This window comes from Pedobacter kyungheensis (genome assembly GCF_000812965.1).
Lineage (GTDB): Bacteria > Bacteroidota > Bacteroidia > Sphingobacteriales > Sphingobacteriaceae > Pedobacter > Pedobacter kyungheensis.
On the sequence record NZ_JSYN01000022.1, the window covers coordinates 62,405 to 75,771 of the forward strand.

At 40.2% G+C, this 13,367-nt stretch carries 9 protein-coding genes; 4 read left to right on the plus strand and 5 right to left on the minus strand.

The genetic code is table 11. The annotated features are described in order from the left end of the window. Positions 1 to 12 precede the first annotated feature (12 nt). Complete coding sequence (gene rimO / locus OC25_RS18115; protein ID WP_039478948.1) at positions 13 to 1,341, plus strand: 30S ribosomal protein S12 methylthiotransferase RimO; 1,329 nt, start codon at positions 13 to 15, stop codon at positions 1,339 to 1,341. Between the two features lie 229 nt (positions 1,342 to 1,570). Here rimO and OC25_RS18120 read toward each other — a convergent pair whose 3' ends face one another. From OC25_RS18120 to OC25_RS18140, 4 genes are all read right to left on the minus strand, one after another. Continuing rightward, positions 1,571 to 1,915, minus strand: coding sequence for a hypothetical protein (locus OC25_RS18120; protein ID WP_039478950.1), 345 nt, complete (start codon positions 1,913 to 1,915; stop codon positions 1,571 to 1,573). Positions 1,916 to 2,688: 773 nt separating this feature from the next. Beyond that, positions 2,689 to 3,687, minus strand: a complete 999-nt coding sequence (locus OC25_RS18130) for an NAD(P)H-dependent glycerol-3-phosphate dehydrogenase (protein ID WP_039478952.1) — start codon at positions 3,685 to 3,687, stop codon at positions 2,689 to 2,691. A 229-nt stretch (positions 3,688 to 3,916) separates the two neighbouring features. After that, the gene (locus OC25_RS18135) at positions 3,917 to 5,257 is read right to left on the minus strand and encodes an efflux RND transporter periplasmic adaptor subunit (protein WP_082018640.1); all 1,341 of its coding nucleotides are present in this window, start codon (positions 5,255 to 5,257) and stop codon (positions 3,917 to 3,919) included. Positions 5,258 to 5,348: 91 nt separating this feature from the next. After that, complete coding sequence (locus tag OC25_RS18140; RefSeq protein ID WP_039478988.1) at positions 5,349 to 6,788, minus strand: TolC family protein; 1,440 nt, start codon at positions 6,786 to 6,788, stop codon at positions 5,349 to 5,351. A gap of 73 nt (positions 6,789 to 6,861) precedes the next feature. Between OC25_RS18140 and OC25_RS18145 the strand changes: the two genes are divergently transcribed. The 3 genes from OC25_RS18145 to OC25_RS18155 all read left to right on the plus strand — a co-directional run bounded on the left by OC25_RS18145 (position 6,862) and on the right by OC25_RS18155 (position 13,144). After that, positions 6,862 to 7,518, plus strand: coding sequence for a polysaccharide deacetylase family protein (locus tag OC25_RS18145; protein WP_039478957.1), 657 nt, complete (start codon positions 6,862 to 6,864; stop codon positions 7,516 to 7,518). 387 nt (positions 7,519 to 7,905) lie between these two features. Further along, complete coding sequence (locus OC25_RS18150) at positions 7,906 to 10,671, plus strand: bifunctional aconitate hydratase 2/2-methylisocitrate dehydratase (RefSeq protein ID WP_039478958.1); 2,766 nt, start codon at positions 7,906 to 7,908, stop codon at positions 10,669 to 10,671. Between the two features lie 193 nt (positions 10,672 to 10,864). After that, on the plus strand, positions 10,865 to 13,144 hold the full coding sequence (locus tag OC25_RS18155) for an aconitate hydratase (RefSeq protein ID WP_039478960.1): 2,280 nt from the start codon (positions 10,865 to 10,867) through the stop codon (positions 13,142 to 13,144). Between the two features lie 84 nt (positions 13,145 to 13,228). Here OC25_RS18155 and OC25_RS27390 read toward each other — a convergent pair. Next, a partial coding sequence (locus OC25_RS27390) for an IS3 family transposase (protein WP_156131525.1) occupies positions 13,229 to 13,367 on the minus strand: 139 nt, incomplete at its 5' end.

Below are 13,367 nucleotides of genomic sequence, written 5' to 3' on the forward strand. Positions count from 1 at the left end.
ATTACACATAACATGAATACCAAAACAATAAAAAAAGCCACTGTTAAACAACCTAAAATCAATGTCATTACATTAGGTTGCTCTAAAAACATATACGATTCGGAAGTATTAATGGGTCAGTTGCGCGGCAACAACCTAAACGTTACCCACGAATCAGACAAAATGGGTAAAGATGATATCGTAGTAATTAATACCTGCGGTTTTATCGATAACGCCAAGCAAGAATCAATCGATACCATCCTGCAGTTTAGCGAGCTGAAAGAAGCCGGGAAGATTGGTAAGGTTGTAGTTACCGGTTGCCTTTCTGAGCGTTACAAACCCGAACTGGAATCGGAAATTACCAATGTTGATGCCTTTTTTGGCACCAACGATTTACAAAATATCCTGCACGAGCTGGGTGCCAATTACAAACATGAGCTGATTGGCGAACGTTTACTCACTACCCCATCTCACTTTGCCTATTTTAAAATTGCCGAAGGCTGTAACCGTCCATGTTCTTTCTGTGCCATTCCGCTGATGCGTGGTAAGCACATGAGCAAGCCTATGGAAGAATTGGTTAACGAAGCCAAAATACTGGCTAAAAATGGCACCAAAGAGCTGATCCTGATTGCGCAGGACCTTACCTATTACGGTTTGGATCTTTACGGCGTACGTAAACTGGATGAATTGATGCGCCGCTTATCAGATGTACCAGGCATTGAGTGGATCCGCCTGCAATACGCCTACCCTTCTGGCTTCCCAATGGAAATTTTAGATGCCATGAACGAGCGTGATAACATTTGCAAATACCTGGATATGCCGTTGCAGCACATTACCGATAATATGCTAAAATCAATGCGCCGCGGCACCACCAAACAGAAAACCATCGATCTGGTTAACCAGATCAGAGATAAGGTACCTAATATTGCCATGCGTACCACTTTAATATGCGGTTATCCGGGCGAAACAGAGCGCGATTTTGAAGAGATGAAGGAATGGGTTGCTGAAACCAAATTTGATCGCCTGGGATGCTTTACCTACTCGCACGAGGAAAAAACACATGCCCATACATTGGTTGATGATGTTCCGGAGGAAGTTAAACAACAGCGCGTAGATGATATTATGGAAATACAGCAAGGTATTTCATTTGATATTAACCAGGAAAAGGTTGGCAAAACTTTTAAAGTGCTGATCGATAAAAAAGAAGGCGATTTCTTTGTCGGCAGAACCGAATTCGATTCGCCTGAGGTAGATAATGAAGTATTAATTGATGCGGCTACAGGATATGCTGCCAACGGAAGCTTTGTGAATGTTAAGGTTGACAGAGCTGAAGATTTCGATTTGTACGGCACAATTGTTTAATAAAATATAACTGTTTAAAAATCCCGAAGGCTTGCTTTCGGGATTTTTAGTTTTAAGGCTATTGTATTAATTCATCCCCTTGTAATAAAAAGAGGCTGTATCACTGGCCTTAGTTTCCTCAAGAGTTTGTCACGTTGAGCCTGTCGAAACGTATTGCACAGCGTTTGAGCAAGTCCTTCGACAGGCTCAGGAAGACAATTCTATATTTAAGATACCGTCGGCGTCTTAATTAGTTTTTAGACACTGGCCTGTCTTTAATCTGGCTTGGTTTTAACCAGATTTTAGCCCCTTTAGCGTTAACATAATATTTTTCGTTCTTTCCGTTAATATAAACATCAGAACCATCTGGTGCCATTTTACCTTTCCAGGTTTTATCGGCTACTTTCGAGCTGCCTTTTACGGCTACTTCGGCGGTTTTATTACCAACAGATTTAGCCCCTTTGCTTATGGCTTTACCGGTATGGTCTAATGCCTTACCTACTTCAGTTTTTTTCTTTTCTTGTGCGTTAACGCTAAGGGTTACACCGCCAATTAAGGCCATTGTTAATAAACCCATTACTAATTTCTTTTTCATGACAGCTATATTGTTTTTATGATAACAGCGCCATACGGTTTTTGTTTGGGGCACCGCCGGAAATTAATAAACCTCATTGTAGCGGATATACTTTTTGTATTGGCTGGCTTGTACAAAAGATTGTTGAGCACTGCTATTTATTATAGCAATAGTTTAACCTTAAGCACACAAAAAGATAGTAGAGGAAAGAAGGACTGCTGTAACCGATAAGCACAAAACCTGCTTTACAAAAATTATGTTCACCAGCCTTTTTATTGCATTAAGATTGCCAGTCAAGCTGGCAATGACGTATAGTGTAGCGGGATTTGCAAAAGCTGTATCTACACGATAGCTGCGCTTTGGGGATGCCGCTGCGCCCACCCGCCTGCAACGGGCAAGGGGCTAAAAACACAGTTGTTGCAATGCACAAAGTTCAGGATATACCAGCAATTTGCAAACCGATGCCTGGTTTCTTAAACTGCCTTTTGTTAAATAAACCTTATTGCAGCGGTTATCCTTTTTGGTGCACTAACCAAAATGTTCCAACTAACCCCTCACAAAAAGATAATAGTGGAAAGAAGGACTGCCGTAACCGATAGCACAAAACCTGCTTTACAAAAATTATGTCCACTAGCCTTTTTTATTGCATTAAGATTGCCATCCGATAGCTATCGGATCAAGCTGGCAATGACGCATAGCAGCGGGAATTGTAAAAGCTGTTTCTACACGATAGCTGCGCTTAGGGGATGCCGCTGCGTGCCCAGGGCTAAAAACTAAATAACTGCGGGTAAAGCTTAATTCAACTTTTCGGCCAGCAGCTTCATTTCTATCTGCGGCGAACGTTTCTCGTAAATAATGCTATGGACGGCTTTGCAAATAGGCATATCAACATTATACTCCTGGTTTTTAATGTGCATACATTTTGCAGCATAGTAACCTTCGGCCACCATATTCATTTCTAACTGTGCCGATTTTACGGTATAGCCCTTACCCACCATGTTACCAAAAGTACGGTTGCGGCTAAATTGCGAGTAAGCAGTTACCAATAAATCGCCCAGGTAAGCCGATTCCTTAATATCGCGGTCAATGGGATGCACCACATCTACAAAGCGCTTAATTTCGCGTATGGCATTGCTGATGAGCACCGCCTGAAAATTATCACCATAACCCAAACCGTGGCAAATACCGCTTGCTACCGCATAAATATTTTTTAAAACCGCAGCATATTCGGTACCGAAAATATCATCAGAAACGTTGGTTTTAATGTAACGGGTATTTAAAATGGAGGCAAATGCTGCCGCTTTCTCAATATCTGTGCAGGCTATGGTCAGGTAAGATAGTTTTTCCAAGGCTACTTCTTCGGCATGGCATGGGCCACTCACCACCAAAATATCGTGATATGGAATATGGTAATTCTGGTGCAAAAATTCACCTATAATCAGGTTATCTTCAGGTACGATCCCTTTAATGGCCGATACCATTTTCTTGCCCTTTAAATCTTCGGGTGTGATAGCTGAGAGTGTTTCTTTTAAAAAGGCTGCAGGAACATTTAAAATAACAAAATCAGCTGATTTTATAATCGAATTGATATCTGATGAGATATTATCCTGATTGAGCTTTAACTCAACAGAACTGAGGTAATGCGGATTGTGCTTAAATTTTTTAATGTGCTCAATGGCTGTTTCATTACGCATCCACCAAAAAATCTCTTTCTCAGATAAATTATCTGCAAGCATTTTTACGATGGCAGTAGCCCAGCTCCCGCCCCCTATCATTGCTATTTTAGGTACCATATTTTAACGAGGTATAAGGCTAAAGGTAAAAGGCATAAGGTTATTATGTCCTATGTACTAAAGCTCAAGGTAAAAGGTGTAATATTTAGATTCGGGAAGCATATCTCCTACCTAAAATCTTACATCTCAAGCCCGCAAGTTACTATTTCTTATACATATTTACGACAAAAGTGTGAGGCGAATAGGCAAAACCCTACACCTCACACCTTTAATCTTACACCTCAAAAGGCTACTTCTTCGCGTCTTTGCTAAACAATTGGTCTTTAGATGTTTTTTCTACAACCATACCATCTTTCAATTTGTTCTGAATGGCAGAATACGGGCCTGTTACCACTTCGGTACCAGCTTTAACACCCGATTTTACAATGATAAACTGATCGTTCTGGATACCGGTAGTTACCTCTGTTTTCTTAACTTTCTTGCTCTTGGCATCGTAAGTATAAACATATTGTTTAACCTTTTTGTCGGTTAGTTTCGATTTCTGCTTATCGGTGTTTTCCTGATTACCCTGATTATTATTATCGCTACCCGATTTTGCATTATCGGTAAATACCGCCTGGATCGGAATGGCCAATCCGGTTAACGATTCGCTTTCAATATCTACAGTTGCCGACATACCTGGACGGAAAATAGATTGCTGCTTGCCTTCCATTTCTTCACTGATCCTGATTTTTACCGAGAAATTGGTTACCTGATCAACCGAGGTAGATGTTGTAGTTCCAACAGCTGTTGATGAACTTGCAATTTCGGTAACCACACCTCTGAATTTTTTATCTGAAAAAGCATCCACTTCAATTGAAGCTTTATCACCAACTTTAACACGGGTAATGTCGTTTTCGTTTACATCAACATTAACTTCCATTGATGACAGATTAGAAATACGCATAATCTCGGTACCTGCCATCTGCGAAGTTCCTAAGATACGGTCGCCCAATTCGATTGATAATTTAGAAACCACTCCATCAACCGGAGCATAAATAGTGGTTTTTGCTAAGTTAGCGCCAGCTTCTTTTACATTTGCACCTGTTTGCTCTAAAGTAAACCTGGCACCGGTTACATTTTCTTTTGCACTTGCTAAATTTGCTTTAGCGGTTAAAAATGCAGCTTTAGCCGAATCGAACTCTGAAGCAGAGATTACCTTTTTATTGAAAAGCTCGACATTACGTTTGTAAGTAGCCTCAGCATTTACAAAGTTAGCCTGATTTTGAGCAAGTTGCTGTTGTGCCGCTGCTACACTGGCTTTCTGTGCATTAAAAGTAGCCACGGTTCTTTCGTAACCCGATTGCAATACATCCGGACGTACTTTACACAACAACTGACCAGCTTTAACAATATCGCCTTCTTTTACTTTGAGTTCTACCACCTCGCCCGATACCTCCGAACTTAATTTAACTTCGGTTTCCGGCTGGATTTTACCACTGGCCGTAACTGTTTCGACAACAGTTTTATCTGATGCTTTTTCTGTAGTTACCTTTTCAGTTTTATCGCCACCAATTACACCAGCGAGTTTTAGTATAACCAGGAGCGCTATAATCGCAACTACGGTAATAATAATATGCTTCAGTTTCATAATTTATGTATTGTATTTCGTTTGTTTAATAGAGTTGTAATGTTTTAAAGTTGGAAGGTTTTAATGTTACCCTTTGCTTAAAACTTTAATCTTAAAAAGTAATTTGTTTGCCTAAGTAATAGTCAATAACCTTGGCCCTGAATAAAAGATCGTATTTGGCCTGAATAAAATCAATTTCGGCTTTATTTCTATTCGTTTGTGAGGTATTGTAATCTAAAGAATTAACCAAGCCTACATTATAGCGTTGCTCAATTACATAAAAGGCATCTTTTTGTGCCTGAAATGCATTTTGAGTAGAAGAATAACGGCTTTCAGCAGCTTTTAAATCGTAAACCGCTTGCGAAATTACCTTACTCAGGTTATTTCTGGTAAGTTGTTCCTGTACCTGGGTATTCTGATAGTTAATTTTTGCTTTCCGTACATTTGTTCTGGCCTGAAATCCATTGAAAATGGGAATTGAAAGGCTTAAACCTACATACTGGTTAAAGTTATCTTCAATTTGCGACCCGAATGTTTGTTTGCCCAAAACCGTTAAAAAATCAGGTGCCACAACCGATTCGTTTGTAGTTGCAGTTCGGCCTATTTCAGAAAAACCATTTGGTGTAACAGAAACTACCTTGCTTCTTCCGCTTGAATAGTTAGTTCCAAGACCTCCACCAATTGAAAGTCGTGGGTAATACGATGATTTGGCTACACTTATTCCTCTTAATGCCGCCTGGGTTCTTAATGAGGCCAGTTTAATATCCGGAAAAGAAGTTGCTGCTGTTGCAAAAATAGCATTGATATCATAGCTGTTTTGCAAAGAATAATTATCGGCAATAGCGGGTGCCTGTACTTCAAACCTGTTCTCCGGTTGCATTTCCATTAATTGGTTTAAAGTAAGAAAAGAAATCGATAACGTATTTTGAGCGTTGGTGGTATTCAGTTCTGCTGTTGCCACCTGCGATTTTGCCTGCGAAACATCGGCAAGGGTTTTATTACCTACATCCAATAAAGCCTGTTCTCTTTTTAAAGTTTGCTTAGCCACCTCTAACTGTTGTTGAGAGGCCGCCAGTAAATCTTTATTATACAGAATCTGCATGTAAGAAGTAACCACCTGTAAAATTAAATCGTTTTTGATCTTTTCTACATTGGTCTGATCGGCAGCAAGCAAAAGTTTGTTCTGTCTGATCTGGTTAATTTTTTGAAAACCCTGGAAAAGATCAGCACTGGCACTTACGCTCCCATTTGCCGATGAAAATTGTTGCGAAATAAACTGGTTGGTAGAGGGATCGATACTACGACCAAAATTTTTATTGTAGCTGGCTGAGCTATTTAATGATGGTAAAAGCGCGTTTTTCGATTGAGTTAGTGTTTCGTTACTTAAAGCGGCACTAAATGCAGCTTGTTTGATCTGCAAATTATTTTTAAGGGTATTATCTACAGCCTGTTGAATGGTTAAAACTTGTTGGGCATTGACAATATTGGCAAAACCGAGCGCTGCAACAAAAGTAAAACCAGTAATTAACTTCTTCTTGGTAAACATCTTCATAATTTGTTTCAAATCTATATAAACAACTTTAATAATTTCAATCTGTACAGGCATTTACTAACTTTGAGCTTAAATGTACCTGATCAAATCACCGCTTCTGCTAAAATGGTATTATCCATCATTGTTATGGAATAAATCCCGCACCGAAAAAGTTATTTATCTGACCTTTGACGATGGACCCATACCCAATGTTACAGATTTTGTATTAAAAACTTTAAAAGTCTTTAACGCAAAAGCTACATTTTTTTGCATCGGCGATAATATTGTAAAACACCCCGAGGTTTTTGAGCGTGTAAAAGCCGCCGGACATGCCATTGGCAACCACACTTTCAACCACTTAAAGGGCTGGAAAACCGACGACAAAACCTATCTCGAAAACACGCTAAAATGCCAGCAACTTACCCAAACCAACCTTTTTCGTCCACCTTACGGGAGAATCAAAAAAAGCCAGATTAAAAGTCTGAAGTCCGGAGTCCGGAGTCCGAAGACTGGCGCGCAACTGCAAACTGAAAACTCCCAACTGCAAATCATTATGTGGGATGTACTCAGCGGCGATTTCGACATTAATCTTTCGCCCGAAAAATGCTTCCAAAATGTGATTAAACATACCGAAAATGGTTCTATAATTGTTTTTCACGATAGTTTAAAAGCATTTGATCGTTTGGCATACGCACTTCCAAAGGTTTTAGCCCATTTTACCGAAAAGGGTTTTACATTCGCTACGCTTTAGCCATAGTTATGCCAGAAGTGGCAATACTTACGCTAATGAGTTAAAACAGGCTTTTAACCAGCTCATCAATTTTCTGCTGTTCAAAAACGAACAAAACTGTACGGAATTGAACGGTTAAATTGATTTAGCACACACAATCATCACCCTGCTTTTTGCCGGTTTTTATGACTTGCCATTAACATCAAATTTCGTAGTTTAGAACAATTCCAAATTGCGTAATTACCTGCTTTAATTCCATTTAAAGCTTGCTTTTTATTATTTTTGTTTTATCCGAAAATTCATTTTTTTGGGTTGATAACCACAAATTAATTACAAATAATAGTATTCTTTTGGGAAAGGTGTATTTTATTACGCAAAACTTAGCGAAAAAAGAATAAAATATCTAAGATGAGTATTTATAACGATTATATCCAGGAGATTGAAGAGAGAAAAAGCCAAGATCTTCACCCTAAACCTATTGATGGCGCCGAATTGTTGAGCGAAATCATCGATCAGATTAAAAATGTAAATAATTTTAACAGGGCAGATGCTGTTAATTTTTTCATATACAATACCCTGCCGGGTACCACAGCTGCAGCGGGTGTTAAAGCCCAGTTTTTGAAAGAAATTATTGCGGGTGAAACTGTTGTTGCAGAAATCACACCTGATTTTGCTTTCGAACTGTTATCGCACATGAAGGGTGGCCCTTCTATTAAAGTTTTATTGGACATTGCTTTAGCTGACAATGGCGATAAAGCTAAAAAAGCAGCTGATGTGCTTAAAACACAGGTTTTCTTATACGATGCAGATACCGATCGTTTAAAAGAGGCTTACAACAATGGTAATGCTATTGCCAAAGAAATATTAGAAAGTTACGCAAAAGCAGAATTCTTTACTGAATTACCTGCTGTTGCCGAAGAAATTAAAGTAGTAACCTTTATTGCTGGTATTGGCGATATTTCTACCGATTTGTTATCTCCGGGTAACCAGGCACACTCGCGTTCTGATCGTGAGTTACACGGTAAATGCATGATTACACCAGAAGCACAACAGGCCATCAGAGACCTTCAGGCGCAACATCCTGATAAAAGTGTAATGCTGGTAGCCGAAAAAGGCACCATGGGCGTAGGTTCTTCGCGTATGTCGGGGGTAAACAATGTGGCCCTTTGGACAGGTAAGCAATCAAGTCCGTATGTTCCCTTTGTAAACATTGCACCAATTGTGGGTGGTACCAATGGTATTTCGCCGATTTTCTTAACTACAGTTGATGTAACCGGTGGTATTGGCATTGACCTTAAAAACTGGGTAAAGAAAACTGATGAGAATGGCAATGTGGTACGCAATGAAAACGACGAACCGGTTTTAGAAGAAGTATATTCAGTAGCAACCGGAACTGTGCTAACCATTAATACCAAAACCAAAAAATTATATAACGGAGATCAGGAACTAATTGATATCGCGAAAGCGTTAACTCCTCAAAAAATGGAGTTTATCAAAGCTGGTGGTTCTTACGCCATCGTTTTCGGTAAAAAAATCCAAACATTTGCGGCCAAAACTTTAGGTATCGAAGCTCCGGTTGTATTTGCTCCGGCTAAAGAAGTTTCTGTTGAAGGACAGGGCTTAACTGCCGTAGAAAAAATATTCAACAGAAATGCAGTAGGTTTAACACCAGGCAAGGTGTTACATGCAGGTTCTGACGTGCGCGTAGAAGTAAACATTGTAGGTTCGCAGGATACTACCGGCTTAATGACGGCTCAGGAATTAGAGGCCATGGCTGCTACAGTCATTTCTCCGATTGTTGATGGTGCTTACCAGTCAGGCTGCCACACTGCATCTGTTTGGGATAAAAAAGCGCAGGCCAATATTCCTAAACTGATGAAGTTTATGAATGATTTCGGTGTAATTACGGCCCGCGACCCTAAAGGTACCTATCATTCAATGACCGATGTAATTCACAAAGTATTGAACGATATTACTATTGATGAATGGGCAATCATCATCGGTGGCGATTCACATACCCGTATGTCAAAAGGTGTGGCTTTCGGTGCCGATTCTGGTACTGTAGCGCTAGCACTGGCCACTGGCGAGGCTTCTATGCCAATTCCGGAGTCGGTGAAAGTAACCTTCAAAGGTGCCATGAAAGAACACATGGATTTCCGTGATGTGGTTCATGCTACGCAATTGCAAATGTTGCAGCAGTTTGATGGCGAAAACGTATTCCAGGGCCGTATCATCGAGGTACACATCGGTACTTTACTGGCTGACCAGGCCTTTACCTTTACCGACTGGACTGCTGAGATGAAAGCCAAAGCATCTATCTGTATTTCTCAGGACGATACTTTAATCCAATCGCTTGAAATTGCTAAAAACCGTATTCAAATCATGATTGACAAAGGTATGGACAACCATAACCAGGTGCTTCAGGGATTGATTAACAAAGCAAACAAACGTATTGAAGAAATTAAAACAGGTATTAAACCTGCTTTAACACCAGATGACAATGCTAAATATTATGCAGAAGTAGTAATTGACCTGGATTTAATCAACGAACCGATGATTGCCGATCCGGATGTAAATAACGCCGATGTATCTAAACGTTATACACACGATACCATCAGAGATTTAACTTACTATGGCGGCGACAAAAAAGTAGACCTTGGTTTCGTAGGTTCTTGCATGGTACACAAAGACGATTTAAAAATCGTTTCTCAACTGTTGAAAAACGTAGAGAACCAAACCGGTAAAGTAGAATTTAAAGCACCATTGGTAGTTGCTGCACCTACTTACAATATTATTGATGAGTTGAAAGCAGAAGGCGACTGGGAATACTTACAAAAATACTCTGGATTTGAATTCAGCGATGCGCTTCCTAAAAGTGTAGCCCGTACCGAATATGAAAACATCATGTATTTAGAGCGTCCGGGTTGTAACTTGTGTATGGGTAACCAGGAGAAAGCTGCTAAAGGCGATACCGTAATGGCTACTTCTACGCGTTTATTCCAGGGTCGTGTGGTAGAAGACAGAGACGGTAAAAAAGGCGAGTCTTTACTGGCTTCTACACCAGTAGTTGTACTTTCAGCTATCTTGGGTCGTATTCCGAGCATCGAAGAATACAAAGTAGCGGTTGAAGGCATTAACTTAACCAAGTTTACCCCTATCTCTACAAAACAATAGGAAACAAAAAAACATATTAATTGTTAAAATAACAGAAGAGGCTATCCGAGACATCAGGTAGCCTTTTCTTTTGCACAAACGCTGCATAGAATGGTTTTAAATAACAGATTATGACAAATCTTAAAAATAACTGTGTTTAAAATTGTTTAATTTAGATAGTACCTTATTGACAATAATTATAAAAAATTAAAGTATGGCTTTTGATATAGACATGATTAAAAAGGTGTATGCAAACTTTGGCAGCCGTGTTGAGGCGGCACGTAAAGTTGTAGGCAGACCTTTAACCTTATCTGAAAAAATATTGTATGCACACCTTTGGGATGGAGATCCTAAAACGGCATTTAAACGTGGTTCTGACTATGTTGATTTTGCACCGGATCGGGTAGCGATGCAGGATGCTACGGCGCAAATGGCTTTGTTGCAGTTTATGCAAGCGGGTCGCCCTCAGGTGGCTGTTCCATCTACAGTGCATTGCGATCACTTAATCACGGCTAAAGAAGGTGCAGCTATAGATTTGCCTCATGCTAAAACAGAGAGTGCCGAGGTTTTTGATTTCTTATCATCTGTATCCAATAAATATGGTATAGGTTTCTGGAAACCAGGAGCAGGTATTATCCATCAGGTTGTTTTAGAAAACTATGCTTTCCCCGGAGGGATGATGATTGGCACCGATTCGCACACGGTAAACGCCGGTGGTTTAGGTATGGTGGCTATTGGGGTTGGTGGTGCCGATGCCTGCGATGTAATGGCAGGTTTACCATGGGAGCTAAAATTCCCTAAGTTAATTGGGGTAAAGCTAACCGGTAAATTAAACGGCTGGACTGCCGCTAAAGATGTAATTCTTAAAGTTGCCGGTATTTTAACTGTAAAAGGCGGTACCGGAGCAATTGTAGAATATTTTGGCGATGGTGCTACATCAATGAGCTGTACGGGTAAAGGTACCATTTGTAACATGGGGGCCGAAATTGGTGCAACCACTTCTACTTTCGGTTATGATGAGAGTATGGAGCGTTACCTGCGTGCTACAAACAGAAATGAAGTGGCAGATGAAGCGAACAAAATTGCAGCTTATTTAACCGGCGACCCTGAAGTTTACGCCGATCCTGAAAATTATTTCGATCAGGTTATTGAGATCGATTTAGATACTTTAGAACCTTACTTAAATGGCCCTTTTACACCAGATTTAGCTACTCCCGTTTCGCAAATGAAAACTGAAGCAGAGAAAAACGGCTGGCCTTTAAAAGTAGAATGGGGCTTAATTGGTTCTTGTACCAACTCTTCTTACGAAGATTTATCGAGAGCAGCTTCTATTGCCAACCAGGCTATTGCCAAAGGTTTGGTAACCAAAGCCGAGTTTGGTATTAATCCAGGTTCTGAGCAAGTGCGTTACACTGCAGACCGCGATGGTTATTTAAAAACTTTCGAAGATTTAAATGCTACCATCTTTACCAACGCCTGCGGACCATGTATTGGTATGTGGGATCGTACGGGCGCAGAAAAAGCAGAAAAAAATACCATTGTACACTCGTTTAACAGAAACTTTGCCAAACGTGCAGATGGTAATCCGAATACTTATGCTTTTGTGGCTTCGCCAGAAATGGTTGCTGCTATTGCCATTTCAGGTAATTTAGGATTTAACCCTTTAACTGATACTTTAACCAACGATAAAGGTGAACAGGTTAAATTAGACCCACCTACCGGTTATGAGTTACCAACCAAAGGTTTCGCTGTAGAAGATGCAGGTTTCCAGGCACCGGCAGCTGATGGTTCAAAAGTACAGGTTTTGGTTTCACCTACTTCGCACCGTTTGCAATTGCTGGATCCGTTCGCTCCATGGGAAGGTACCGACCTTAAAGGCTTAAAACTGTTAATAAAAGCTAAAGGTAAATGTACTACCGACCACATTTCCATGGCTGGTCCGTGGTTAAAATTCCGTGGTCACCTGGATAACATTTCTAACAACATGTTAATTGGTGCAGTAAATTATTTTAACGATAAAACCGATACCGTTAAAAACGAATTAACCGGCGAGTACGGACCTGTTCCGGCTACACAGCGCGATTATAAAGCTGCTGGTTTAGGTTCAATTGTAGTGGGTGATGAAAATTATGGTGAAGGCTCATCACGCGAGCATGCTGCGATGGAACCTCGTCATTTAGGCGTACGTGCGGTATTGGTTAAATCTTTTGCCCGTATACACGAAACAAACCTTAAAAAACAAGGTATGCTGGGCTTAACTTTTGCCGATAAAGACGATTACGATAAAATTTTAGAAGACGATACCATCGACATTTTAGGCTTAACTGAATTTGCTCCTGATAAACCATTAACATTGGTATTGCACCATGCTGATGGCACTACCGAGCAGTTCCCGGTTAACCACAGTTACAATGCGCAACAAATAGACTGGTTTAAAGCTGGTGGTGCGTTAAATATCATCAGGGCTGAAGCTGCTGCAAAAGCTGCACTTTAGTTGGAAAGTCCGGAGTCCGAAGTCTGGATGTAAAATATCAATCCCATTCTGTTAAATGGACTGCCCCCAAAAGTTTAGACAAACTTAACAATTAATTATTTGGATGTGAGCTCGGTATTCAACCGGGCTCATTCCTTTTAGATTCAACCTAATCCTATTGTAGTTATAGTAATCGATGTACTCATCAATATCATTCTGTAACACCTCTACTGACAAGTACTTT